The organism is Janthinobacterium sp. PSPC3-1, from assembly GCF_049896105.1.
Taxonomy (GTDB): Bacteria; Pseudomonadota; Gammaproteobacteria; order Burkholderiales; family Burkholderiaceae_D; genus Janthinobacterium.
Genome location: NZ_JAFCTQ010000002.1, coordinates 368,764 through 392,588, shown reverse-complemented (window position 1 = coordinate 392,588; position 23,825 = coordinate 368,764). Strand labels below are relative to the sequence as shown.

The window sequence follows — 23,825 nt, the reverse complement described above, 5'->3', positions numbered from 1 at the left end:
CAACATGTGATGGCGCTGCGCGCAGCCGCGATGCATAATGCGGAACGTTAAAAAAACACCGTTATGCGCCCATCCCTGTCCCGCCATCTGCAGTACCCCGCCTTTGTCGGCCTGTACCTGCTGTTTGACTGGGCCACTTACATCGATCCGATGTATGGCCTGAACATCACGCCCTGGAATCCCGATCCCGCGCTGGGCCTGGTATTCTGGCTGATCCATGGCCGCAAGGCCGCATTGCCCTGGTTCGTCGCCCTGCTCAGCGCCGAAGTGCTGGTGCGCGGCCTGCCGGCCGGCCTGCCATTGACCTTGCTCTGTTCGGCCTGGCTGGTACTGGGCTACGGCATGATCGGCGAAGCCCTGCGCCGCCGTTTCAGCAGCAGCAATATGTTCGACAACCGGCGCCGTTTGCTGGCCTGGGCCGGCATCGTGATGGCCGGCACCTTGTTCAATGCCGTCGGTTACATGTCGCTGCTGTCGCTGACGGGGCGTATCCCGTCCGGCGAGTGGGCCACCGCGCTGCTGCGCTTCGGCGTCGGCGACACGGTGGGCATGCTGGTGTCGATGCCGCTGATCTGGGTGCTGGTCAGCGAGCGCGGCCGTGAACGCCTGCGCAATGCCATCTGGCGCTGGGAAACCCTGGCCTACCTGGCGCTGGGCGGCTTCGTGCTGTGGAGCGTGTTCGGCTCCATTTTGCGCTGCGAATACAAGCATTTCTATTTCCTGTTTCTGCCGGTGATCTGGGCCGCTTCGCGCCAGGGCCTGTATGGCGCCGTGCTGGCCGTATTCGCCCTGCAGCTGTGCATCATTACCCTGGTGAAATGGTCGCATGCGGTGCATATCCAGTTTTACGAGTTGCAGCTGCTCGACGCCATGCTGGCGCTGGTGGGCTTTTTCATCGGCATCGTGGTCGACGAGGTGCGCCAGGTTTCGCATGAACTCAAGCACACCATGCGCCTGGCCGCCGCCGGCGAAATGGCGGCCGCCCTCGCGCATGAGCTGAACCAGCCGCTGACGGCCCTGTCGACCTACGGCAAGGCCTGCGAATACCTGCTGGAGCGGGGCGAGAGCGGACCGTTGTTGCAAAACGCCATCGGCCACATGATCGTCGAATCGGGGCGGGCGGCCGAGGTGGTGCGCCGCCTGCGCGATTTCTTCCGCACCGGCGCGATGCAGCTCGAAGTGGTCGAGGCGAGCGCCCTGATCGCCGGCATCGCGCGCCAGTTCACGCCGCAGTTCCATGAGCACGGCATCGAGCTGGTGCTGGCGCCACCGCAGCCGCTGGCCATCAACGCCGACCGGCTGCAGCTGGAGCTGGTGCTGCGCAACCTGCTGGCCAACGCCCAGGACGCAGTGCTGGGCCAGCCGCGCAGCCGGCGCCGCATCACCCTCAGTGCCGAGCGGCTCGACGGCGGCCGGCTGCGCCTGTCGGTGGAAGACAGCGGCCCCGGCATTTCCAGCAGCCTGGCGGCGCGCTTGTTCGAGCCGTTTGTATCGAGCAAGGCCAGCGGCCTGGGACTGGGGCTGGTGCTCAGCCGCAGCATCGTCGAGGCGCATGGCGGCCAGTTGTGGGCCGAAGTCGGCAGCCACGGCATTTTTCGCTTTATCCTGCCGCTGGCGCGTGCCACCGCGGCATCGCCCGGAGAGCCCGCATGAGCAGTGATTTGACCGTATTTATCGTTGATGACGACCCCGCCGTGCGCGATGCGCTCGGCTTGCTGCTGGGCGTGCGCGGCTACCGCACCGCCCTGTTTTCCTGCGCCGAGGATTTCTTGCTGGGCTGGCAGCGCGAGTGGGCCGGCTGCGTGCTGATCGATATCCGCATGTCAGGCATGGATGGCCTGTCGCTGCAGCGCCGGCTGCTGGAACTCGGTTGCCTGCTTCCCGTGATTATCGTCACCGGCCATGGCGACGTGACCCTGGCGCGCCAGGCCTTCAAGGCCCAGGCCAGCGACTTCCTGGAAAAACCGTTCGACCACGACAAGCTGCTGGCGGCCATCGCCGAAGCGTTTTCGCGCGAGGCGGCCACGCGCGGCCAGTTGCGGCGCCAGCAGGAAGGGCTGGACTTGCTGCGCAGCCTGACGCCGCGTGAAAGGGAAGTGATGCAGCTGGTGGTGACGGGCCGCCACAACCGCGACATCGCGCCCGTGCTGGGCATTTCCGTGCGCACCGTGGAAGTGCACAAGGCGCGCGTGATGGACAAGCTGGGGGTCGACAATGTGGCCGACCTGGTGCGCATCAGCATGCTGGGGACCGACTAGCCCCCACGTATTATTTGATGGCTTGCAGCACCTGTTCGACCGTAATCGCATCGACCCAGTCGTTGCGCCTGGCCACCGTCAGCACGGTGCTGTTGGCGCTGTCGAACGGCGCCCATTCCGGGTTCTTCTTGCGCATCAGCGCCACCACCGGCACGTGCACGGCATTGGCCAGGTGCATGATCGACGTTTCCACTGAAATGATCAGGTCGCACTGCGCCAGCATGGCCGGCAGCTGGAAGAAGTTGTCGACCGCGCTGAAGGCCTGCGTGCGCGCCAGACCGGCTGCCGCCACGGCGGCGTTCACCTTGGCCAGGTCGTGCGGCATGGCGTTGATCAGGAAGCAGGCGCCGGCCCATTTGGGCTGCTGCTGCATGCGCTGGATCAGCGCGCTGATGCGCTCCAGGGGCCAGCCGCGCTTGTGCGACTTGGCAAACGGATTGAGCAGCACCAGCGGCCCCTGGCGCTGGTCAAAGCCCCAGTTGGCCAGTTGCTGCCGGGCCTGCTGCAGTGCCTCTTCGGGCAGGTGCACATAGGGGTAGCGTTCGGCGACGGGAATCTCCAGTGCCGTCAGCTGGCGGAACCAGTCGGCATAGACGGCACTGATATGGTGTTCGCCCGCATCCTGGCCCGCATACGGCGTCAGCAGGGCGTCGAGCTTGCGGTAGGCAAAATAGTGCATCGGGCGCAGGATGGTCACGCGCTTGCGCATGCCGATCACCAGGCCGTCCGGGCTGATGGCGCGCGCCAGGTGGGCATAGCGCTGCGGGCGGATATGCGCCAGCGACACCACCACCGGATAATGCTCGGCCTGCGCCTCGCGCACGCTTTCCTGGTACAGGGCCGGGCTGTAGGTCTTGCGGTACACCTTGGCGAACAGCCCCGATTGCTCGACCCAGTCATACAGCGAATAGGTGCGCAGGCTTTCCCATTGCGCCGCGTCGTCGGTGCGCCGCACTTCATCGATCCACAGGTGGATCTTCAGGTGCGGATAGGCGGCGGCAAAGGCGCGAAAGCCGTTTTGCATATAGGTGTAGTCTCCCAGCGCCAAATGGGCGACAAAGAGGATCTTGTCCGACTGGGCGAGCAGTGCGGCGGGGATCAGAGGGGTCATGGTGCAATGCGGTGTGGTGGAGTGAGTCGGGCAAGCCAGGCCGCCGGCGTCCTGCGATGGCGGTGACTGGCGGTTTCATTATTTGTCGATGGGACAATACCACGACTCAGTGCACACACTCAATGGGGGATCACCGATGAGCTCTATTAATCATGTGCCGCGCTGGGCATGGCGCAGCAGCGCCCACAGCATGGCCATCGGGAACACCAGCATGATGATGCCGATATTCAAGGTGAGCGAACTGGTGGTCAGGCCGAAGATGCTGTAGCAGGTGCACAGCACCACGCCGCCCAGCGCAAACGGGTGGCCGCTGGCCGCGCCGTGGCGCAGGGCGCGCGCAAACAGGCAGAAGGGTAACAGGAGCAGGCCGAACAGGGCCAGCAGGCCCAGCGTGCCGCGCTTGACCAGCACGTCGAGATAGTCATTGTGCGCATTGGTGATGCTCAGGGAGGCTGCGTTGAGCTTGCCTTGGGCGACCATCGCCTGTTTTTCTGCCATGTAACCGTTGCGTCCCATGCCCAGCACCGGGTTTTCGGATGACAAGTGCCACGCCGTGCGCCACATCACGAAGCGTTGTCCGATCGACGTGCCGGCATTGCTGGCATCGTTGAATTTTTCCACTTGCGTCATGGCAATGGAGGCGCGCTCCTCGATCGGCGAATGGGGCAGATAATAGCCCACCGTCAGCAACACGGCCATGGTGGACAGCGTGATGGCCAGGTAGCGCAAGCCATGGACGCGGGCGTTCTGGATGGAGATGATCAGCACGCAAACAGGCAAGGCCACCCAGCCACCGCGGCTGCCGCTGAGGATGGAGCCGAATACGCCAGCCAGGCAACCGGCCAGCAGCAAGGCGCTCCAGGCCAGGGCACGGCGCCGCGCCCTGGCCCATTCCAGGCCGGCCAGCGACAACATGCCCAGCAGCATGCTGACATTGCCGTAATGGATGGCATTGCTGGTCGAGCCCTGCGGGCGTTCCATGTCCTGCATCGTGAATTGCCACAGCGCCAGCGCGGCGCCGGCGATGGCGCCGACGGCCACGCCGCTCCACCAGGCTGCGGGCCGCGGCGGATACGCCAGCAGCAGCAGCAGCACCGGCACCACCAGCAGGGCGCGCAGCGGCATGTCGAATTCGCGCCCCGGATCGCCGTGGTACAGCATGCTGGCGACAAAGACCAGGCAATACGCCAGCAGCGCCGCGATCAACAGCCAGTCCTGGCGCTGCAGCCCCAGGCGCGGACGCTGCCACAGCAGGCAGGTGCTGCTCAGTAACAACACCACGGCGCCGAGCGAGTAGCCGCTGCCGACCGACAGGGACAAGGCTGAAAAAAGAAAAACGCAGACAGAAGTTAAACGCAGCATTGCAGGTCCCTGGAAATTCCGGTAAAAATGGTTACTGTAACAACATCGAGGCAGGCGCCATTGTAGACGAAAGCCCTGCGTTGAAAGAGCGTTCCAGGCTTGTCAAAGCGCTACGGCTTGATGGTTTTCATAGGGGAGAACGCAAAAAACCATGGTTTGCACCATGGTTCTTTTTTTGTAAGCAATAGTAACTTGCCTCATTGCCGGCATGACCGGCTTGCGGCCGGCCAAGCCCGGAGACTTTATTTTGCCGGCGCGCGGGTGGCTACGCCCGTGTCGATCGCCGCTTGCGACACGGCTGGCGCGACCCAGCTGCGCAGGCGTTCGTCGAATGGCGACGGGATCAGCTGCAATGGCGTCAGGGCGCTGGTTTCGTGGCCCGGCAGCGGCTCCTTGGCCAGTGCGGCGATCGCGCGCACGCAGGCCAGCTTCATCTCTTCATTGATGGTGGTGGCGCCCACGTCGAGCGCGCCACGGAAGATGTACGGGAAGCACAGCACGTTGTTGATCTGGTTCGGGTAATCCGAGCGGCCGGTGGCGACGATGGCGTCGTCGCGCACGGCGTGCACTTTTTCCGGCGCGATTTCCGGATGCGGATTGGCCAGGGCGAAGATCAGCGGCTTGGCGGCCATCGATTCGACCATCTGCGCGCTGACCACGCCGCCTTTCGACACGCCGATAAAGATGTCGGCGCCGACCATGGCGTCGGCCAGGTCGCGGTCGCTGGTGTCATTCGCGTAGCGCGCCTTGTTCTCTTCCATGCTGGCGTCACGGCCCGGGTAGATCACGCCCTGGCTGTCGCATACTTTCAGCAGGGACTTGTTCAGGCCCAGCGAGACCAGCAGGTCCAGGCAGGCGATCGAGGCCGCGCCGGCGCCCGAGACAGCCACTTTCACATTGCCGATGTCCTTGCCGACCAGTTCCAGGCCGTTCAGGATGCCGGCCGCGACGATGATGGCGGTTCCGTGCTGGTCGTCATGGAAGACGGGAATTTTCATGCGCTTGCGCAATTGCTGCTCGATATAAAAGCAGTCCGGCGCCTTGATGTCTTCCAGGTTGATGCCGCCGAAGGTCGGCTCCATGCGCACCACGGTGTCGATGAACAGGTCCGGATCGTTCTCGGCCAGTTCGATGTCGAACACGTCGACGTCGGCGAACTGCTTGAACAGGCAGGCCTTGCCTTCCATTACCGGTTTGCTGGCCAGCGGGCCGATATCGCCCAGGCCCAGCACGGCGGTGCCGTTGGTGATCACTGCCACCAGGTTGCTGCGCGAGGTGTAGATGCCGGCCGAACGCGGATCTTCCACGATCGCTTCGCACGCAAACGCCACGCCCGGCGAATACGCCAGGGTCAGGGCGCGGGCATCGCCCAGCGGTTTGGTCGGGGTGACGGAAATCTTGCCGGCGCGGGGCTCGGCGTGATAGGCGAGGGCGGCTTCTTTCAGGTTGAAGGCTTCGCCGGTTTGCTCGGCGTGCTTGCTTTGGGCAGTAGACATAAGAATTCTTGGTGGGGCGCGATCGCCCGAGTGGTAAGTCCGGACCATGTTATGCAAGCGTTTGCACGCTGTCAAGGCTCTATTTGTGACAATCCCATGAAAAGCGCTTTGAACCAGGGGCAAGCGTCAATGCAAGCGTTTGCTCGGTTTTTGACGGCACACGCCGTTTGTGCGATAAAATCACGCTATTGCATCCGGAAAACCCATGACAAACAAGAACCCCACCTTAAGCGACGTTGCGCGGGCCACCGGCGTGCACTTTTCCACCGTGTCGCGCGTGATGAACCCGGAAACGCGGCAAAAGGTCAGCGCCGAAGTCGCCAAGCGCGTGCTGGCCGAAGCCGCCCGGCTCGGCTATCGCCCGAACCGCGCCGCCTCGACCCTGGTCACGCGCAAGTCGCGCGTGATCGGCGTGGTCTTGCCCGACATTACCAACGCCGTGTTTCCACCGATTCTGCTGGGCATTGAGGAAGGCTTGCGCAAGCACGGCTACCTGTCCATCGTCGCCAATGTCGGCGCCGACGAAGAGGAACAATTGTTCGTCATCAATCGCCTGCTGGGCCAGCAGGTCGACGGCCTGATTTTGGCCACCGCGCGGCGCGACGACCCCGTCATCAAGATGTGCATGGCCCAGAACGTGCCGGTGGTCACCGTCAACCGCAGCGACGAAAATGGCGTGGCTTCCTGCGTGGTCAGCGACGATGTGGTCGGCATGCGCCTGGCCGTCGGCCACCTGCTGGCGCTGGGCCACCGCCATATCGCCCATATCGCCGGCCCGGAAAACCTGTCCACCGGCCATGTGCGCCGCACGGGTTTCCTGGCCGCCATCGAAGCCAGCGAACTGGACGCTTCGCAAGCGTTCGTGTTTGAAAGCAGCGGCTATTCGCGCGAATGCGGCAAGGCGGCCTTGCTGGAACTGCTGCGCCAGTCGCCGCAGACCACGGCCGTCGTCACCGGCAGCGACCTGGTCGCCATCGGCTGCTACGACGCCATCCGCGAGCTGGGCCTGAACTGCCCGGAAGACATTTCCGTGGTCGGCCACAACGACATGCCGTATATGGACATGATCCGCCCACCCCTGACCACCATCCGCATCCGCCACCACGGCATCGGCGCCGAAGCGGCGCGCTTGATCCTGCAAACCATCGACGCGCCCGATTCCTCGGTGGTCGACGTGCGCCTGAAACCGGAACTGGTGGTGCGCGAATCGACGGCGCCGCCCCGCTCTTGATGCAGTCCCGGAGGCCGCAAGGTGGTACACTGGCGGCCCTCCCTGTTTTCCTAGCCCTCATCGCCATGACCAAAACCAACACGCCTTCCCCGAAACGCCGCGAAGAGGGCGTTGCCAAGCTGACCGTCAATCCCTTTCTGGACGCCGAATTCTATGCGCGCATGCGCGACTACACCGAGCGCGACGCGGCCATCATCAAGGAACTGAAGGCGATCGCCGAAATCCGCGCCGGCAACAAGCAGCCCGACCCGCGCCTGGCGCCGTCGCTGCAGGCCCTGCGCGAGACCGTCAAGAAAGGTTTGACCTTTGGCGAGATGCTGGACCGCATTGCGGCCGGCAAGGAAAAAGGCCTGTGGGAACCGTGGATGACCACCTTCGGCATCGAGATCCGCGCCGTCAACTACGGCGCCGGCCCGCGCAACGCCTGCCTGGTGCTGGACCTGGCCGCCAACGCCCCGGCCCATGCCATGTTCGCCAAGGCCGGCATCCAGAACTGGCGCAGCCTGGCCGCCGACGACTGCTCGGTGGTACGTTCCGAAAAAGCCACCGAGACGTCGCCGTTGAAAGTGTATGCCGTGTTTTACCTCGATCCGCTGCCAGCTTGAACCAGTAATATCACCGCCAGCCCGATCAGCATCACGCCCGACAGCCGCTCCAGTAGCGGCAGGGCCCGTGCAAAGCGCTGGCGCAGGGCGGCGCTGCCAATCGCCAGCGCCACCGCCATATCCCACGCCAGCACGGCCAACACCATCCACGCGCCATACCCCACCATCGCACCGTTGCTCGTGTGCCGGCTGGCCAGCACGGCCGCCAGGCTGACATAGAACAGCGCATTTTTCGGGTTCAGGATGGCCGACACAAAGCCCATCATCACACCGCCGCGCCAGTGCGCCTTGCCGGCGGCGGGCGTTGCTTCCAGGCTGCTCTTTCCCGCATTGCGAAGGAATAGCCAGCCCAGATAGAACAGATAGGCGCATCCCGCCAGCTGCACCACCATGAAGGCCACGCTGCCGGCCCGCAGCACCGACAAGCCGCCAAACGCCGCCACGATAAACACGCCATTGGCCAGCGCAATGCCGATGCAGGCGCCGGTGGCGCCGCGCCAGCCATGCGCCAGCGAACTGCGGGCAACAAGAAAGAAATCGGGACCGGGCGACAGCAGCGCCAGAAAGTGGGCGCCGGCGATCAAAAGAAAATCTTGCATGACAACGCGACTCCGTCAATAGTGAGGAAGCGAGTATGCGGATGAGCTGGCGGCGTGTATTGAAGAAAATTGCGCGGGCTATCTAGCTGCGGTAGCGTCCCGGCGTAATCCCCGCATGCGCCTTGAACACGCGCTGGAAATGGCTCTGGTCGGCAAAGCCCAGCTCATGGGCCAGTTGTGCCAAGGCCGTCCCTGACTGCAGGCGGCTGCGCGCGCGGTTGATATGGGCATTGAGCTGGTACGCATGCGGCGTCATGCCGGTGGCGGCACGAAAGGCGCGGATCAATTGATAACGGCTCAGTCCTGCAGCTTGTGCCAGTTGCTGCAGGCTGGCCAGGGGCTGCGCCTGCAGCACAGCAAGCACGGGTTCAAGCTGCCGCGGTACTGGTTTATATGCCGAAGGCAGCGCATCGGCAGCGGTGCCGGTGCAAGCGGCCAGAAACGCCAGCAGCGCCAAATCTTTTTCTTCTGCGCCTGCTGCTGAAAACAACAGCGCATTCATCGCGCAGAACTGCGCATAGAGATCAGGGCAATGCAATACTCGCGCCGTGTCGCCATCGAGCGCCGGCGCATGCTGTTGCAGCCAGTGCGCATCGAGGTGCAGCATCTGGTAGCTCCACGCCATGTCGGGCAGGGGATTGCAGGCATGGACGCAGCCGGCGGGCACCAGCACCAGGCTGCCCGGCGTCAGCCTGACTGCCGCATCGCCACTGCCCGTAAACACGCTGCCGCCCGCATCGACGGCGCCGATGGAAAATGTGGGGTGGCTGTGGGCCTTGTAGCAGGCGCGGCTGTGGCAGGCGCGGCGGGTTACGATGTGGGGCAAGACGGGGTCGCGCCAGAAGGTGGCAGTGCTGTCGCTGGCACGCATCTGTGTCAGCCAGCGGGTGGCCGCAGGTACAACAGTTGATGCTGGAGGTCGAATAACACGGGCATTTGCATGAAGAAGTCCGTGCCCAGTATGCCATCGGCCTGGAACTCATCTGGCAATGGCATCAGCAAGGGCGAGACACTTTTGCCACCCGGCAGCGCCAAGGTGATGCTGCGGCAGGGCAGGTCGGGCCCCAGATCGAAAGCGCATTGTGCAACCTGTGAAAACGCTACGGCAGCCGAGCTCCTGATAATGGAGATGGAGGCGGCCGTGTCGAGCACCAGGCGATAGGTTTTCTTGCCATCGGCAAGGTGCAGCAGCAGTCCTTCGTCCATCCGTTCATAGGGCACTGCCATCCAGCCGGCCGGTGGCGGACCAGCATCGCCTGCGCTGATTTGCAGCGTTCCTGCGGGCAAGTCGAACACCACTTGCTTGCCCTCGAAAAAACGCAATCCCAGCACCGACATATTGGCCGGCAAACCCTTTTGCGTTCCCAGCGACAAGCCCCACGGCGTCAGGATGACGCCTTGCAGGGCGGCGAATGGCAAGCCGTTGACATCCAGTGCGGGGATGAGAAATTCATCCGATAACTGGATTTTACCGGCCAGGTCGATGCTTTTCTGCTGTTTCCCCGTATAGGCCAGTCCCGTCAGCGATTGCAACCTCCGGTGTCAGATGCAGGCTGGTGCCCGCACCCGTATCGAGCACAAAGGGCACCGTCTTGCCGTCCAGGCGCAGCTGCACCATGGGAATGCCCTTGGCGAGCGTGACGGGCAGCACTGTCTGTGTAGCGGCAACGGTGGTTGATGCGCACAGCAGCAACAGGCATAAGGTAACGATTTTTTGCATATGCATGCTGCCTGGCCTACATCAGTATCACATCATACTGTTCCTGATGATAAGCGTTCTCCACCTGCAGCGAAATCTTCTTGCCGATAAAGTCGCCCAGCATGGCCAGGTGCTGCGATTCCTCTTCCAGGAATAAATCAACCACTTCCTGCGACGCCAGGATGCGGAATTCGCGCGGGTTGAACTGTTTCGCTTCCCGCAGCAGTTCGCGCAGGATTTCGTAGCAGATGGTGCGCGAGGTTTTCACTTGTCCCTTGCCGGCGCAGGCGGGGCAGGGTTCGCACAGGATGTGGGCCAGGGACTCGCGCGTGCGCTTGCGCGTCATTTCGACCAGGCCCAGCGGCGAGAAGTTGCTGACCGAGACTTTGGTGCGGTCGCGCGACAGCGTGCGTTTCAGTTCGGCCAGCACGGCGTTGCGGTGCTCGGCGTTGTCCATGTCGATGAAGTCGAGGATGATAATGCCGCCCAGGTTGCGCAGGCGCAGCTGGCGCGCGATGGCGTGGGCCGCTTCCAGGTTGGTCTTGAAGATGGTGTCGGCAAAATTGCGTCCGCCGACAAAGCCGCCCGTGTTGACGTCGATGGTGGTCATTGCTTCGGTCTGGTCGACGATCAGGTAGCCGCCTGATTTCAGGTCGACGCGGCGGCCCAGGGCGCGCAGGATTTCTTCTTCCACGCCGTACAGGTCGAACAGCGGGCGCTCACCCGTGTAGTGCTGCAAGCGCGTCAGTTCGCTGGGGGTGTAGATTTCGGCGAACTCGCGCAGCTTGACGTAGTTCTCGCGCGAGTCGACCTGGATGGTGGCGGTTTCATCGCCGACGAAGTCGCGCAGCACGCGCTGGGCCAGGTTCAAATCCTGGTGCAGCAGGCTGGTGGCGGGGCGGGTGCGGGCGCCGTGGACGATGGTGCTCCAGGTCTTGCGCAGGTAGTCGACGTCCGCTTTCAGGTCGGCGTCGGAGGCGTCTTCGGCCATGGTGCGCACGATGTAGCCGCCTTTTTCGTCCGCCGGCAGCAGGCTTTGCAGGCGTGTGCGCAGCAGTTCGCGTTCGGATTCCTTTTCGATTTTTTGCGAGATGCCGATATGCTTGTCCTGCGGCAGATACACCAGCATGCGCCCGGCAATCGAGATCTGCGTCGACAGGCGCGCGCCCTTGGTGCCGATCGGGTCCTTGATCACTTGTACCGTCAGCACCTGGCCGTCGAACAGGATTTTTTCAATCGGGGCAGGGGTGGTGTTCTGGCCGTCGTGGCCGCGCGCTTCCCAGATGTCGGCCACGTGCAGGAATGCCGCGCGTTCCAGGCCGATGTCGATAAAGGCGGACTGCATGCCCGGCAATACCCTGACCACTTTGCCGGAATACACATTGCCGGCCAGGCCGCGCGTGAGCGTGCGCTCGATGTGCAATTCCTGCACCGCGCCTTGCAGGATGAGGGCGACGCGGGTTTCTTGCGGCGTGATATTGATCAGGATGTCTTCGTTCATGGAGGCGCAAAAGTGGAGGCAACGAATGACATCATACGCCCTATCAGGGCAGGGGCAAACCCGCTTGCCGCAGCAATTGCGCCGTCTCGTACAGGGGCAGGCCCATGATGCCGGAATGGCTGCCTTCGATATGCTCGACGAACAGTGCGGCGCTGCCCTGGATGCCGTAGCCGCCGGCCTTGTCATACGGTTCCGGCGTCGCGCAATAGGCGGCGATCGAGGCGGCGGACAGCACGCCGAAGCGTACCTGCGAGATCTGCGTGCGCTGCTCGGCGATGCCGTTGCCATGCACGGCGATCGAGGTCAGCACCTGGTGCGTGCGGCCGGACAATTGCTCCAGCATGGCGATGGCCTCCGCACGATCCGCCGGTTTGCCGAGGATGACGCCGTCGATGGTGACGGTGGTGTCGGCCGCCAGCACCGGGCGTGGCGGCAGGTGGCGCAGGCGCACCACATTGAGCGCAAAGGCCGCCTTTTCATTGGCGACGCGCGCCACGTAGTCGAGCGCCGATTCGCCGGGCAGCACTTCCTCGGTGACGTCGGCGCCGCGCGGGCCGTCGCTGCGCAGCAGCAGCAGTTCGAAGTCGATGCCGATCTGGCGCAGCAGGTCGCGCCTGCGCGGGCTCTTGGACGCCAGGTAGATCTTGTTGTCAGCCGGTTTCATGGGGGATGAAAGTTCAGACGCGGTGATAGGGATGGTTTTGCGTGATCGACCACGCGCGGTACAGCTGCTCGGCGAGGATCACGCGCACCACGCCATGCGGCAGGGTCATGCTGGAAATGCGGATCATGCCTTCGGCCCGTGCTTTCAAGGCAGGGTCGAGGCCATCGGCGCCGCCGATCAGGAACGCCGTGTCGCGGCCGTCCTGCTGCCACGCCATCAACTGCTGCGACAGGCCGACGCTGGTCAGGTCCTTGCCGCGTTCGTCGAGGGCGATGATGCGCACGCCCTTGGGGAGCGATGCTTCGATGCGTTCGCGTTCCAGCGCCATCGCGGTGGCGGCAGTCTTGCTGCCGGAACGCTCGACGGGCTTGATTTCCTTCAGCACGATGCGCAATTCCGGCGGCATGCGCTTCACGTATTCGGCGAAGCCCGTCTCGATCCAGGCCGGCATTTTATGGCCGACCGCAGCGATGATAAGCTGCATGAAGGCTTACTCTTCGACTTTTTTGATACGCTTGATGACGGTTTTCGCCGGTGCCGCATCGGCTGCCGGTTTGGCCGCGCGCGGTGCGCGGACTTTTTTCTCCGGCAGCGCTTTCAGGGCCTTGACGGCGGCCGTCTCGGTCTTGGTTGGCGCGACTTTCACGGTCTTGCCGACGGCTTTGGAAGCGACGGCTTTCTTGGCCGGTGCTTTCTTGGCGGCGGTGGTGGCGGCAGCTTTTTTGGCCGGCGCTTTTTTCTCGATCACTGGCGTCGCTTCGACATTGGCCTTGCTTGCCGCCAGGTGGCCGCTGACCTTTTTCGGCTCGTCGCCGGCTTTTTTCGGCGCGCGTTTGGCGGCGCCCAGCTTGACCGGCTTGTCGCCCCAGATTTCTTCCAGGCGGTAGTAGGCGCGGATCGGCGCTTGCATGATGTGGACGATCATGTCGCCCAAGTCGACCAGTACCCATTCGCCGGTGTCTTCACCTTCCATGCCGATGATTTCGCCGCCGGCTTCCTTGACCTTGTCGCGTACCGAAGCGGCCAGCGCCTTGGTCTGGCGGTTCGAGGTACCGGAAACGATGGCGATGCGGTCGAACAGGCTGGTCAGGTGGACCGTGTCGAATACGGCGATGTCTTGGCCTTTGACGTCTTCGAGGGCGTCAACGACGAGGGTTTGCAGTTTTTTGATGTCCATTTAGCTTTTGTATAAATTGTGTTGTTCAATATAGTCTAGCACTAGCGGGGAAACAAGCTCGTTTGCCGGAAACCCCCGTTGTAATGCCGCACGTATTTCGGTGGCGGAGATATCCACCGCGAAGTCTTGTGCCAGATAAGTCAGACCGTGCGGCGTGTTGCGGATGCTGCTGAGCGTGCCCAGGCGGCGCGCAAATTCCTGCGCGACTGCCGGCGGCATCGCCGTGCCATTCAACGCGAAGCCGGGGCGGGCCGCGACGCAGATATGGGCGTATTCAAATAATTGCTGCCATGCGCGCCAGGTATCGAGCCGCTGCAGCTGGTCGGCTCCCATCAGGAACACGATGGATGCTTGCGGCCCCAGTTCGGCGCGCACCTGGCGCAGGGTATCGATGGTGTAGCTGGGCTGGCCCTGCTCGCTGCGTTCGATTTCCTGCAGATCGATCATCACCGGCAGCGGCAGGCTTGAGAACGCCAGCCGCGTCATCTCGGCGCGCTGTTCGCAGGTGGCGCCCAGGCGGCCCTTTTGCCACGGCGCGCCGGCCGGTATCACGCGCAGTGTATCGGCCTGCAGCAAACGGGAAAAATACGATCCCAGCGCGACATGGCCCGTATGCACCGGATCGTAACTGCCGCCCAACAGCGCAACGCACGCCGCAGCATTTTTCGTCACGTTTGCAGCCAGTCGCGATGCACGAGAAAATCGGTGTACAGCGCCGCCTCAGGGCTGTTCTCTTCCGGATGCCAGTCGTAGCGCCACTTGACGATGGGCGGCATCGACATCAGGATCGCCTCGGTACGTCCACCCGACTGCAGGCCGAAATGCGTGCCGCGGTCGAACACCAGGTTGAACTCGACATAGCGGCCGCGCCGGTAGGCCTGGAAATCGCGTTCGCGCTCGCCGTATTGGGTGTCCTTGCGGCGCGCCAGAATAGGCACATAGGCGTCGATGAACGCTTCGCCTGCGCTGCGCATCATGGCGAAGCTGTCGTCAAAGCCCAGGGCGTTGAAGTCATCGAAAAAGATGCCGCCCACGCCGCGCGGCTCCTTGCGGTGTTTCAAATAAAAATATTCGTCGCACCAGGCCTTGAACTTCGGATGCAGCCCGTCGCCAAACGGTTCAAGGGCATCGTGGCAGACCTGGTGAAAGTGCCTGACATCGTCCACGTCGCCATAATACGGCGTCAGGTCCATGCCGCCGCCAAACCACCATACCGGTTCATTGTCGGCATTGACCGTGCTGAAAAAACGCACGTTCATGTGCACCGTCGGCGCGTACGGATTGCGCGGATGGAGCACCAGCGACACGCCCATCGCTTCCCACGGTTTGCCACCCAGTTCGGGGCGCGCGGCAGCCGCCGATGGTGGCAGTTGTGCTCCGGTGACGTGCGAGAAATTCACGCCGCCCCGCTCGAACACATTGCCTTCCTCGATCAGGCGCGAAATGCCGCCGCCGCCTTCCGGACGCTGCCAGCTGTCGGTCAGGAAGGGCTTGCCATCCTGCGCTTCGAGCGCCTGCACGATACGGCTTTGCAAATCGAGCAAATAGGCTTTGACAGCCGAAGGGGAGGGAGTGGACGACATCGCGTGGGCCGACGAGGCCGAAATAAAAAAGTGAGGACGGATTGTACCCTGTAACGGATTTTTGTGATAGCAAAACCGGCGATGCTGTTGCCGGCCCTGCTTTAGCGGGGCGGCTCGTCCTTGACTTTTTCCTGCACCACCTGGACGTCATATGGCACGCCGTCGGCACCCGGTTGGCGCGCGCTGTCCACTGCTGTCTGCGCCCTCTGCCGCAGGTCGTTGCGTTCGACCGTTTCCACCGCCGGCGCCGGCGTGGCGACGGGCGCGGGCTTGCTGAACCACGCAGGCGCCGCAAGGGCCAGGAATACCAGCATGATCACCAATATCATCCAGGTGGACGGGCGCCAGCTACGCCAGCCATGCTGTTGCTGCGGCTTGCCGGCGGCATCGACAATGAGGCGGGCCAGTTCCGAGCCGTGTGCGCGCGTGCGCGTTTTCAAAGCCTGGTAGTCCTGTTGCGACAGCGTGCCTTGTGCCAGCAACTCGCGCAAGCCGGCCACCGGAGACGCGATCAAACGATCGGGCGGCAGGCGGTCGAGGGCGGCGTCGCGCTGAAACCGGTTGATCAGGTTTTCGTCGTGCAAGGTGTCGAAGGCCAGGCGATTCGCCTGTCGCAGCGCGGCGCCGGCCAGTTGCCGGCGCTCGTCCTGCGCGGGCAGCGCCTGCAGCATGGTGAAGAAGCGCTGCGTGTCCACCAGTTCTTCGCTCAGCAGCCAGGCCAGTGTTTGCAGCGGGCCGGCGTCCATCGCCAGTTCGGGCACGGCGATGCTTTCGGCGGCATTGTGGGCGCGCTGCAGCTCGACGATTTCCAGCTCGCCCAGCGCATCGTCGTGTTCGTCAAGCGTGATCAGGCCCAGGCGCAGCAATTCGGCCAGCGGTACCAGGCGCGGATCGGCGTTCATGCCGAGACGGCGCCGTAAATGAAGGACATCACCAGGATCATGCCCAATACGATCAGCGCGCCTTTCCATGCCGGCGGCCGTTTATAAGGGATGCGGTCATGGCCTTGGCGCAGCCTGGATGCCTGCATGATCTCGCGTGCCAGTTCGCTGCCGCTTGCACGCACGCGCACCTCCAGCGCCTCGAACTGCTGCGTGGTCAGGACGCCGTTGACCACCAGCCAGCGCATGGCGATCCAGGGGGAATACAGGATGCGGTCGCCCGGCACCGCGGCGTGCGCGGCGTCCCGCTGGAACGGGTTCAGCAAATCGAGCTTGTACAAGGCGTCGACCTCGCGCCGGTTGTAGTGCCGCACGCCGTCGGCCAGCAGCGCCTGCTGCCCGGACGGCAGTGTTGGCATGCGCTGGTCAAGGTCATTTTTCGGCAGCAGGTCGGTCAGCAGCAGCCAGCCCAGGGTGCTCGCCAGATCGGCGTCCTGCGGCAGTTCCGGCATGTCGACCGGGTCCTCGGGCGGATGCAGGCGCTCGTAGGCGGCGACGTCGCGTTCGGCATTGGCGTCCTCCAGTTCCTGCGCGCTGATCAGGCCCAGCTGGTGCAGCTGTTCCAGCGATGGGTGGGGCGGTTCGGTATGCATGAATTTACTCTTTTATTTACTCTTTTATTTTGGCCTGGCGCAGTTCGAAGGCAAACTGCGGCGTTACCGACCAGCCCTTGCCGGCGCTTTCTTCGCTGCTGCGCTGGAACGTGAAATCGCCTTCCTGCATCACCGCCGAACCGCCGTTGAGCATGCCCAGCAGGGCGTCATTGCGTTCGATCAGCAGGCGGCAGGAATAGACGCCGGGCGAGATTTCCTTGCATGGCGCCAGCGGTTCGATTTCGGCGATTTCGCGCGTGCGCTCCATCGACCGCGTCAGCGAAAACGCCTGCCGTGGCTGGGGCAGGATGCGCGCGCCATCCATGCCGGCGCGGAACGCCTTTTCCAGCGCCTCGCGTCCCAGCGGCTTGGCCTGCTGGGCAAAATCGCCATCCTCGATGGTGCCAAAACGGGCTTGCACCAGCATCGGCTGCGCGCCCACATAGCTGATGCGGCGCTTGCTGCCGCTGTCGTCGCGGGCAACCGTATACGCATAGTCCATCTTCTCGCCACCGAGTGCTATCGTGGCCAGGCAGCCACGGATATTGTGCGACGAGGCGTAACCGGCTTCCTTCACGTCCTGCAGGCTGGCCTTGCCCACGCCTTCCGGCGCAGCCTTGTCGAGCATGCGTGTCACGGTGTCGATGGTATTGGTGGCGTCGCACTCGGGCACCGAACTGCCGCCGACCACATACCAGACCATGCCGGCCAGCGCCAGCGGCGCGACGATCAGCCAGGCCAGGCGCGAACCGGGAAACAGGCCATCGAGGATCACGCCGCGCACCGCTTTTTTATGCTCATCCTGGCGTGCTTGCGTGTGCTGGAGCACGCGCTTTGCCTCCTCGTTGCCACCGGCCCCGATGCGCTGGGCCATGGACTTGAAATCCGCGCGCGGCAGCAGTCCCACATGCAGCATCCAGTTCAGCGTTTCGCCCGGCGTGGGCAGCAAAACGTCGCCGGGCAGGTGTTCCAGCGCCTGCCGGTACAGCTCCGGCGTAATGATCGCTTCGTCATGCAGAGTATCGAGTGACTCGCGGTTGAGCACCTCCACCACCTGCTGCAAGATCGACAGGCGCAGTGCCAGTTCGTCGCCGCTGTAGTTGCGCGCCACGCTCAGCGACAGGCTCGTCACATCCTCGGACGCGATGATCTGGCGCCGGTACAGCCACAGCAGGGCATCGGGCAGCGGCGTGCCGATGGCCAGCTGGGGCAACTCGGGATGGGCCAGCGCCTGCTCGCGCTGGCGGCGCGTGAGCAGCTTGAGCACATGCAGCGCTTCGATGGAAGTATGCGGGGAAGCAGGTTGATTGCTGGTCATCGGGAGTGGGTTTATCAAGAATCAAGATGATAAACTTTACAACATAATCTCGTTTCTCCAGCGCACTATTGAAGCTGAGCCTGATCCAGTTCGTCCCTGAACTGCGGCGTGACCGACCAGTGCTTGCCATCCTTGCCGCGCTGGAAGGTGAAGTCGCCTTGCTGCAGCACCGAGAGACCCCACACGATGCTTGGCGCAATGCGCGGCAGATCGTTGCGCTCGACCAGCAGCCGGCAGGACTGGATGCCGGGCGCCACCTCGTGGCAGGGCGCGATGGCTTCGACATCGGCAATTTCGCGGTAGTGCTGCGGCGACAGCAGCGTGCCGAGATCCGGGAACAGCAGCGGTTTGCCGCGGATAGTATCCATCCCTGCCAGCATCGCCTGCAACAGTGCCTCGCGCCCGATCGGCCCTGCCTGCTGCACAAAGTCGCCATGCCAGGCGATCTGGCCGAAGCGCGCCTGTATCAGCGCCGGCTGCGCATAGTCGTGGACGATACGGCTTTTGCGGCGGCCTTCCACGCGCGTCACGGTATACGCGTATGACATGGATTTGCCGCTGGTGGTGACATTGGCCAGGCAGCCACGGGTTTTCTGCGACCACGCGTAGCCGGCCTGTTTGATATCGTGCAGGCGCATATCGCCTGTCGTCATCGTGGCCACGGTTTCCTTGTCGTCGCAGCGCGGTACCGCGTAGCTGCCGAACCAGTACCAGGCCAGGCCGGCAACGAGCAGCAAGGCAAGCGTCAGCCAGGTCAGGGGACTCAGCGGCGCATCGTTGTCTGGTGCGGCAATCCCGGTTGGATCGGTCATGGGGAGGGATGGCAATGACATCAAATTGAAAACGGGCCGGGACGGATGAACTCCGCGCCGGCCCGCCGTGTGATCGTTATGGGACGATCAATGCTTCAAACCGCGCCAGCCGATATCGCGGCGGTATTGCGCGCCGTCGAAATGGATTTTCTCCACGGTTTCATACGCCTGCTTCTGCGCCATCTTGACGCTGTCGCCCAGGCCGACCACGCACAGCACGCGCCCGCCATTGGTGACCAGGCGCTCGCCCTCGATGCGGGTACCCGCATGGAAGGTCACCGCGTCGTGGGTTTCGGCCGGGATATCGCCAATCGGCGTGCCCTTGAGCGGATCGTCCGGGTAGCCGGCGGCGGCCATCACCACGCCCACGGCGGTGCGGCGATCCCATTCCAGTTCCACCGCGTCCAAGGTGCCGTTGACGGCGTGTTCCATCACGGTGACCAGATCCGTTTTCAGGCGCGCCATGATGGGTTGCGTTTCCGGGTCGCCCATGCGGCAGTTGAATTCCAGCGTCTTGGGCGTGCCCTTGTCGTCGATCATCAGGCCGGCGTACAGGAAACCCGTGAACGTGATGCCGTCCTTCGCCATGCCTTGAATTGTCGGCACAATGATTTCGCGCATCACGCGCGCATGCATGGCCGGCGTGACGATGGGCGCCGGCGAATAGGCGCCCATGCCGCCCGTGTTCGGGCCCAGGTCGTGGTCTTTCAGGCGTTTGTGGTCCTGGCTGGTGGCCAGCGGCAGGATGTTCTTGCCGTCGCACATGACGATAAAGCTGGCTTCTTCGCCGGCCAAAAATTCTTCGATGACGATGCGCGCGCCGGCGTCGCCGAACTGGTTATCGGCCAGCATATTGTCGACCGCCTGGTGCGCTTCTTCCAGGCTCATCGCCACCACCACGCCCTTGCCGGCGGCCAGGCCGTCGGCCTTGATGACGATCGGTGCGCCCATGGCATCGATATAGGCGTGGGCCGGTGCGACTTCCGAAAACGTCTGGTAGGCGGCCGTCGGGATGCCGTGGCGCTGCATGAAGGCCTTGGCGAAATCCTTCGACGATTCCAGCTGCGCCGCTTCTTTCGTCGGGCCGAAGATCTTCAGGCCGCGCGAGCGGAACAGGTTGACGATGCCGGCGGCCAGCGGCACTTCCGGGCCGACCACGGTCAGGCCGATATGTTCCTGCTGAACGAAATCGGCCAGCAATTGCGGATCGCTGATGTCGAGATTGACCAGGCGCGCATCGCGCGCGGTGCCGCCGTTGCCCGGAGCGACATACACCATCTGTATGCGTTCGGACTGGGCCAGTTTCCAGGCCAGGGCGTGTTCGCGGCCGCCAGAGCCGACTACCAGAATTTTCATAAGGACCGTTCGTTCAGTGTGGGGTTGCAGGGCGCCGGAAGCGCCCTTGAGGCGTACTGCTTGTTTTTTGCTTAGTTCTCGATCAGGGCGTTGGTAAACACTTCCTGCACATCGTCCAGCAATTCCAGCGCATCGATCAGCTTTTGCATCTTGATCGCGTCGTCGCCCGCGTACACGGTTTCGGTGGCCGGTTTCATGATCACTTCGGCCACTTCGGCCTTGAAACCAGCCGCTTCCAGCGCTTCCTTGACGGCGGCGAAATCGTGCACCGGGGTCACTACTTCGAAGCCGCCTTCTTCATCGGCGATCACGTCGTCGGCGCCCGCTTCCAGCGCCGCTTCCATCAGCTTGTCTTCGTCGGTGCCCGGCGCAAACAGCAGCTGGCCGCAGTGCTGGAACATGAAGGCGACCGAGCCTTCGTTGCCCATGTTGCCGCCGTTCTTGTTGAAGGCGTTGCGTACTTCGGCCACCGTGCGCACTTTATTGTCGGTCATGCATTCGACGATGACGGCCGCGCCGCCCACGCCGTAGCCTTCGTAGCGCACTTCTTCGTAGTTGGCGCCATCGACGCCGCCGCTGCCGCGGTTGATCGCGCGCTGGACGTTGTCTTTCGGCATATTGGCGTCGGCCGCCTTGTCGACCGCCAGGCGCAGGCGCGGATTGGTGATGGCGTCGGGACCGCCCATGCGGGCCGCCACCGTGATCTCCTTGATCAGGCGCGTCCAGATTTTGCCGCGCTTGGCATCCGTGGCAGCCTTTTTATGCTTGATGTTGGCCCATTTGCTATGTCCTGCCATGTCGAATCTTCCTTAGACGGGTGTTCAATTGTGGCCGACATTTTAGCATAGTGGCACCCCCGGCCGCCTGCCGGCCAGGTCATGAAGCCGACATATTGTGTTGCTAAAGTGACGCGCATTCGGATTACTTTATGGAAAGAAAATCATGGCAAGTCAGATCAACAGGCGTCAATTCCTGAAATTGGGTGGCTTCATCACCGTGTCGGTGGCCACCGCCGGACTGACCGCCTGCGGCAGCAGCGACTACAGCGACGCCGGCGTGCCGCTGGCCTCGGGCAGCGACTGGAAGTTCCCGCAAAGCGTGGCCTCCGGCGATCCGCGCCCCGACAGCGCCATGCTGTGGACCCGCGTGGTGCCCGCCAGCCTGGACGCCGTCGCGCCGGCCCCGGCCAGCGCCGCCGAAGTGGCGGTGCGCCTGATCGTCAGCGCCACCGACAATTCGGCTTCGCTGGGCAGCAACAAGGCCTTGAGCGGCGCCAATATCGTCGACGCCAAGCTGCCGCTGAAATCCGACTTCGACAACACCCTGCGCCACAAGGTCACCGGCCTGCAGCCGGGCCAGGTGTATTTCTACCAGTTCATCGCCGGCGACGTGCGCTCGAACGTGGGCCGCTTCAAGACGGCGCCCGCCGCCACCGCCGACGTGGCGCAGCTGCAGTTCGCCTACCTGACCTGCCAGGACTGGAGCATCAACCACTGGGGCGCGCTGGGCCATATCGCCGCCAATGAAAGCCTGGACTTTATCGTCCACCTGGGCGACTACATCTACGAAACGGTCGGTGAAGCGTTCCAGAGCGGCGCCGTGGAAAGCCGCCACGACCAGCTCAAACTGCCGGACGGCACTTATAAAAGCGGCAGCAGCGGCGCCAAATACGCCACCACCACCGCCGACTACCGCTATCTGTACAAGAAATACCGCACCGATAGCCGCCTGCAGGCCGTGCACGAGCGTTTTGCCTTTATCGCCGTCTGGGACGACCACGAATTTACCGACGACGCCTGGCAGGATGCGTCCACCTACGAAGGCATCGTGGCGGCCGACGGCAGCGACCTGCACCAGCCCACGCGCCGGCGCAGCGCCAACCAGGCCTGGTTCGAATACATGCCGGCCGACGTCACGTTCGACTCGGCCGCGACCACCTTCCAGAATATCCAGATCTACCGCGATTTCCAGTTCGGTAAACTGATGCAACTGATCATGACGGACGAGCGCCTGTACCGCGCCGACCATGCGATTCCGGAAGCGTCGATCAATCCCGCCACCGGCAAGGCGCTCGGCAGCATCGGTAGCCGCTACCTGGTGCCGCAGCAGTTGTTCGACAGCGTGGAAGCGCAAAAGATGGCGGCCGCGACGAAAGCCGGCGCCGACGCCCTGGGCGCGGTCGGCATGCTGGGCACCACCCAGCGCGAATGGTGGAAGACCAAAATGAAAGCGGCCACCTCGACCTGGAAACTGTGGGGCAATGAAGTGTCGCTGCTGCGCATGGGTTTGAATGGCGTCGATGCGATCGCCACCCTGATTGCGCTGAGCGCCATGAGCACGGTCGGCGCGGCGATCGCCTCGACCCTGCCGCTGGTCGGCGGCAGCGTGCCGCTGGCGAACGCCATCGTGGCCGCCTCGACGGCCGGCGCCAGCACCAGCGTGGCACAGGCGGCGGCAATGGCGATTGCCGGCGCGGGCAGCAATACGGCAGCGCAGGGCGCGGCGGCGGTCGGCGCGGGCCTGTCCGCGGCGCAGGCCGGCATCACGGTGGCGGCCTTCAACAGCGCCTCGCCAACGGCCGCTGCGCAAGTGATCGCCTTTGGCTGGATCAAGCCCGATGTGCAGGCCAAGCAAGCCGCCTCCACCTTTGTCACCGGTTCCGGCAAGGCGGCCTCGCTGGCGCCGTTCTTTACCCGTTTCCTGCTCAATTGCGACCAGTGGGATGGCTACAACAGCGAGCGCAAGGCGCTGATGGCGCATCTGAAAACCAACGCCATCGGCAACGTGGTGGCGCTGACGGGCGACATCCACTCCTTCTTTGCCGGCACCGTCAGCGACGATTTCGATGCCACCGGCGGCGGCACGCCGGTGATGGTCGACCTGGTGTCGGCCGGCGTCAGCTCCGACTCATTCTTCAGCTATCTGAAGTCCGCTGCGGCGGAACTGGGTGATATCGGCACCCTGGTCAGCTACCCGCTCGCGATTCCCGTCACCGGCATCGGCACCGTCAACCTCGATATCAACCTGCTCGACTACACCATGGGCAAGACGGCGCCGACCGTCGACAGCCTGCTGGAACAGCTGCGCGTGCAACTGCGCGGCGCCCTGGCGGCCAAGGGCGTGCCCGAAGCCCAGCTCGACGCGACCGTGACGGCGGTGCAGGCCGGCCTGAAGGCGAGCACGGACTTCAGCGGCACCTTGCTGGGTCTGGCGCAGCAGTTGTCGGGCCTGGGCAACAACCCGTGGATCAAGCATCTGAACACCGATGCCCAGGGTTATACGGTGGTGACCCTCACGCCAGGCAAGCTGGTGGCCCAGTTCAAGCAGGTCAATAAACTGATCGGCACTGCCGCGCCGGCGACCGTGATTGCGCGGGTGACCACGGCGACCGTCACGGCGGGAGCGGCGGCGGTGGTGGTGGCGTAATTCAATCCACCGCGAGGGCCGGGGGCGGATCCTGAGGAACTAGGCGTTCCCGTCCGCCCCCAGTATTTGCCGTTGGGGTTGTAAGCCGCCTTT

General features: G+C 63.7%; 23 protein-coding genes and 1 pseudogene. 5 read left to right on the top strand and 19 right to left on the bottom strand.

The window, feature by feature from the left end; all coding sequences use genetic code 11:
• Nucleotides 1–63: 63 nt before the first annotated feature.
• Together ACP7B7_RS04045 and ACP7B7_RS04040 are read left to right on the top strand one after the other, a co-directional pair.
• The gene (locus tag ACP7B7_RS04045; protein ID WP_308924648.1) at nt 64–1,653 is read left to right on the top strand and encodes an ATP-binding protein; all 1,590 of its coding nucleotides are present in this window, start codon (nt 64–66) and stop codon (nt 1,651–1,653) included.
• Nucleotides 1,650–2,258: a response regulator transcription factor gene (locus tag ACP7B7_RS04040; RefSeq protein WP_308924649.1), complete on the top strand. Its 609-nt coding sequence runs from the start codon at nt 1,650–1,652 to the stop codon at nt 2,256–2,258. The genes ACP7B7_RS04045 and ACP7B7_RS04040 overlap by 4 nt, the downstream gene beginning before the upstream one ends.
• 10 nt (nt 2,259–2,268) lie before the next feature.
• On the opposite strand, the gene ACP7B7_RS04035 is transcribed toward ACP7B7_RS04040, so the two are convergent.
• The 3 genes and pseudogenes from ACP7B7_RS04035 to ACP7B7_RS04025 form a co-directional block, all read right to left on the bottom strand.
• Entirely contained in the window at nt 2,269–3,369 is a 1,101-nt protein-coding gene (locus ACP7B7_RS04035; protein ID WP_308924650.1) for a glycosyltransferase family 9 protein, read from the bottom strand.
• Nucleotides 3,370–3,519: 150 nt separating this feature from the next.
• Nucleotides 3,520–4,731 carry an O-antigen ligase family protein gene (locus ACP7B7_RS04030; RefSeq protein WP_308924651.1) on the bottom strand — a complete coding sequence of 404 codons (1,212 nt, stop codon included), beginning with the start codon at nt 4,729–4,731 and terminating at the stop codon, nt 3,520–3,522.
• A 257-nt stretch (nt 4,732–4,988) separates the two neighbouring features.
• Nucleotides 4,989–6,227: pseudogene (locus ACP7B7_RS04025) on the bottom strand (malic enzyme-like NAD(P)-binding protein); the annotation flags it as partial.
• A gap of 205 nt (nt 6,228–6,432) precedes the next feature.
• On the opposite strand from ACP7B7_RS04025, the gene ACP7B7_RS04020 reads away from it, so the two are divergent.
• Nucleotides 6,433–7,458 carry a LacI family DNA-binding transcriptional regulator gene (locus ACP7B7_RS04020; protein WP_426075807.1) on the top strand — a complete coding sequence of 342 codons (1,026 nt, stop codon included), beginning with the start codon at nt 6,433–6,435 and terminating at the stop codon, nt 7,456–7,458.
• 65 nt (nt 7,459–7,523) lie between these two features.
• The gene (locus ACP7B7_RS04015; RefSeq protein WP_426075806.1) at nt 7,524–8,063 is read left to right on the top strand and encodes a hypothetical protein; all 540 of its coding nucleotides are present in this window, start codon (nt 7,524–7,526) and stop codon (nt 8,061–8,063) included.
• Here ACP7B7_RS04015 and ACP7B7_RS04010 read toward each other — a convergent pair.
• From ACP7B7_RS04010 to ACP7B7_RS03935, 16 genes are all read right to left on the bottom strand, one after another.
• Nucleotides 8,039–8,662, bottom strand: a complete 624-nt coding sequence (locus ACP7B7_RS04010; RefSeq protein WP_426075805.1) for a LysE family translocator — start codon at nt 8,660–8,662, stop codon at nt 8,039–8,041. The two genes, ACP7B7_RS04015 and ACP7B7_RS04010, sit on opposite strands and share 25 nt — an antisense overlap.
• Nucleotides 8,663–8,744: 82 nt before the next feature.
• Nucleotides 8,745–9,488: an AraC family transcriptional regulator gene (locus ACP7B7_RS04005; protein ID WP_426075804.1), complete on the bottom strand. Its 744-nt coding sequence runs from the start codon at nt 9,486–9,488 to the stop codon at nt 8,745–8,747.
• A gap of 50 nt (nt 9,489–9,538) precedes the next feature.
• Complete coding sequence (locus ACP7B7_RS04000) at nt 9,539–10,195, bottom strand: hypothetical protein (protein WP_426075803.1); 657 nt, start codon at nt 10,193–10,195, stop codon at nt 9,539–9,541.
• Nucleotides 10,131–10,388, bottom strand: coding sequence for a hypothetical protein (locus ACP7B7_RS03995; protein ID WP_426075802.1), 258 nt, complete (start codon nt 10,386–10,388; stop codon nt 10,131–10,133). Before ACP7B7_RS03995 ends, ACP7B7_RS04000 begins: the two co-directional genes overlap by 65 nt.
• Before the next feature lie 10 nt (nt 10,389–10,398).
• Nucleotides 10,399–11,862 (bottom strand): ribonuclease G, encoded by a 1,464-nt coding sequence (gene rng, locus ACP7B7_RS03990; RefSeq protein ID WP_308924657.1) that lies wholly within the window; start codon nt 11,860–11,862, stop codon nt 10,399–10,401.
• Nucleotides 11,863–11,905: 43 nt separating this feature from the next.
• Nucleotides 11,906–12,526 carry a Maf family protein gene (locus ACP7B7_RS03985; RefSeq protein ID WP_426075801.1) on the bottom strand — a complete coding sequence of 207 codons (621 nt, stop codon included), beginning with the start codon at nt 12,524–12,526 and terminating at the stop codon, nt 11,906–11,908.
• 13 nt (nt 12,527–12,539) lie between these two features.
• Nucleotides 12,540–13,010: a 23S rRNA (pseudouridine(1915)-N(3))-methyltransferase RlmH gene (rlmH, locus tag ACP7B7_RS03980; protein WP_426075800.1), complete on the bottom strand. Its 471-nt coding sequence runs from the start codon at nt 13,008–13,010 to the stop codon at nt 12,540–12,542.
• 6 nt (nt 13,011–13,016) lie between these two features.
• Nucleotides 13,017–13,703 carry a ribosome silencing factor gene (gene rsfS, locus ACP7B7_RS03975; RefSeq protein WP_426075799.1) on the bottom strand — a complete coding sequence of 229 codons (687 nt, stop codon included), beginning with the start codon at nt 13,701–13,703 and terminating at the stop codon, nt 13,017–13,019.
• Nucleotides 13,704–14,375: a nicotinate-nucleotide adenylyltransferase gene (locus tag ACP7B7_RS03970; protein ID WP_308924661.1), complete on the bottom strand. Its 672-nt coding sequence runs from the start codon at nt 14,373–14,375 to the stop codon at nt 13,704–13,706.
• The gene (gene hemF / locus ACP7B7_RS03965; RefSeq protein WP_426075798.1) at nt 14,372–15,286 is read right to left on the bottom strand and encodes an oxygen-dependent coproporphyrinogen oxidase; all 915 of its coding nucleotides are present in this window, start codon (nt 15,284–15,286) and stop codon (nt 14,372–14,374) included. Before hemF ends, ACP7B7_RS03970 begins: the two co-directional genes overlap by 4 nt.
• Nucleotides 15,287–15,387: 101 nt before the next feature.
• Nucleotides 15,388–16,188 (bottom strand): hypothetical protein, encoded by an 801-nt coding sequence (locus ACP7B7_RS03960; RefSeq protein WP_426075797.1) that lies wholly within the window; start codon nt 16,186–16,188, stop codon nt 15,388–15,390.
• Nucleotides 16,185–16,820: a hypothetical protein gene (locus tag ACP7B7_RS03955; protein WP_426075796.1), complete on the bottom strand. Its 636-nt coding sequence runs from the start codon at nt 16,818–16,820 to the stop codon at nt 16,185–16,187. The genes ACP7B7_RS03960 and ACP7B7_RS03955 overlap by 4 nt, the downstream gene beginning before the upstream one ends.
• Before the next feature lie 16 nt (nt 16,821–16,836).
• Entirely contained in the window at nt 16,837–18,138 is a 1,302-nt protein-coding gene (locus ACP7B7_RS03950) for a hypothetical protein (protein ID WP_426075795.1), read from the bottom strand.
• 65 nt (nt 18,139–18,203) lie between these two features.
• The gene (locus ACP7B7_RS03945; RefSeq protein WP_308924666.1) at nt 18,204–18,950 is read right to left on the bottom strand and encodes a hypothetical protein; all 747 of its coding nucleotides are present in this window, start codon (nt 18,948–18,950) and stop codon (nt 18,204–18,206) included.
• An 87-nt stretch (nt 18,951–19,037) separates the two neighbouring features.
• The gene (gene purD, locus ACP7B7_RS03940; RefSeq protein WP_426075794.1) at nt 19,038–20,306 is read right to left on the bottom strand and encodes a phosphoribosylamine--glycine ligase; all 1,269 of its coding nucleotides are present in this window, start codon (nt 20,304–20,306) and stop codon (nt 19,038–19,040) included.
• A gap of 71 nt (nt 20,307–20,377) precedes the next feature.
• The gene (locus ACP7B7_RS03935) at nt 20,378–21,103 is read right to left on the bottom strand and encodes a YebC/PmpR family DNA-binding transcriptional regulator (RefSeq protein WP_426075793.1); all 726 of its coding nucleotides are present in this window, start codon (nt 21,101–21,103) and stop codon (nt 20,378–20,380) included.
• Between the two features lie 145 nt (nt 21,104–21,248).
• Here ACP7B7_RS03935 and ACP7B7_RS03930 point away from each other — a divergent pair, with 145 nt between their 5' ends.
• Nucleotides 21,249–23,732, top strand: coding sequence for an alkaline phosphatase D family protein (locus tag ACP7B7_RS03930; RefSeq protein WP_426075792.1), 2,484 nt, complete (start codon nt 21,249–21,251; stop codon nt 23,730–23,732).
• Nucleotides 23,733–23,825: the final 93 nt, after the last annotated feature.

Bases quoted from the DNA above. Each gene is read 5' to 3' on its own strand.
- ACP7B7_RS04045 (WP_308924648.1), top strand. From the start codon at position 64: ATGCGCCCATCCCTGTCCCGCCATCTGCAGTACCCCGCCTTTGTCGGC.
- ACP7B7_RS04040 (WP_308924649.1), top strand. From the start codon at position 1,650: ATGAGCAGTGATTTGACCGTATTTATCGTTGATGACGACCCCGCCGTG.
- ACP7B7_RS04035 (WP_308924650.1), bottom strand. From the start codon at position 3,369: ATGACCCCTCTGATCCCCGCCGCACTGCTCGCCCAGTCGGACAAGATC.
- ACP7B7_RS04030 (WP_308924651.1), bottom strand. From the start codon at position 4,731: ATGCTGCGTTTAACTTCTGTCTGCGTTTTTCTTTTTTCAGCCTTGTCC.
- ACP7B7_RS04020 (WP_426075807.1), top strand. From the start codon at position 6,433: ATGACAAACAAGAACCCCACCTTAAGCGACGTTGCGCGGGCCACCGGC.
- ACP7B7_RS04015 (WP_426075806.1), top strand. From the start codon at position 7,524: ATGACCAAAACCAACACGCCTTCCCCGAAACGCCGCGAAGAGGGCGTT.
- ACP7B7_RS04010 (WP_426075805.1), bottom strand. From the start codon at position 8,662: ATGCAAGATTTTCTTTTGATCGCCGGCGCCCACTTTCTGGCGCTGCTG.
- ACP7B7_RS03995 (WP_426075802.1), bottom strand. From the start codon at position 10,388: ATGCATATGCAAAAAATCGTTACCTTATGCCTGTTGCTGCTGTGCGCA.
- rng (WP_308924657.1), bottom strand. From the start codon at position 11,862: ATGAACGAAGACATCCTGATCAATATCACGCCGCAAGAAACCCGCGTC.
- ACP7B7_RS03985 (WP_426075801.1), bottom strand. From the start codon at position 12,526: ATGAAACCGGCTGACAACAAGATCTACCTGGCGTCCAAGAGCCCGCGC.
- rlmH (WP_426075800.1), bottom strand. From the start codon at position 13,010: ATGCAGCTTATCATCGCTGCGGTCGGCCATAAAATGCCGGCCTGGATC.
- rsfS (WP_426075799.1), bottom strand. From the start codon at position 13,703: ATGGACATCAAAAAACTGCAAACCCTCGTCGTTGACGCCCTCGAAGAC.
- hemF (WP_426075798.1), bottom strand. From the start codon at position 15,286: ATGTCGTCCACTCCCTCCCCTTCGGCTGTCAAAGCCTATTTGCTCGAT.
- ACP7B7_RS03960 (WP_426075797.1), bottom strand. From the start codon at position 16,188: ATGAACGCCGATCCGCGCCTGGTACCGCTGGCCGAATTGCTGCGCCTG.
- ACP7B7_RS03955 (WP_426075796.1), bottom strand. From the start codon at position 16,820: ATGCATACCGAACCGCCCCACCCATCGCTGGAACAGCTGCACCAGCTG.
- ACP7B7_RS03950 (WP_426075795.1), bottom strand. From the start codon at position 18,138: ATGACCAGCAATCAACCTGCTTCCCCGCATACTTCCATCGAAGCGCTG.
- ACP7B7_RS03945 (WP_308924666.1), bottom strand. From the start codon at position 18,950: ATGACCGATCCAACCGGGATTGCCGCACCAGACAACGATGCGCCGCTG.
- purD (WP_426075794.1), bottom strand. From the start codon at position 20,306: ATGAAAATTCTGGTAGTCGGCTCTGGCGGCCGCGAACACGCCCTGGCC.
- ACP7B7_RS03935 (WP_426075793.1), bottom strand. From the start codon at position 21,103: ATGGCAGGACATAGCAAATGGGCCAACATCAAGCATAAAAAGGCTGCC.
- ACP7B7_RS03930 (WP_426075792.1), top strand. From the start codon at position 21,249: ATGGCAAGTCAGATCAACAGGCGTCAATTCCTGAAATTGGGTGGCTTC.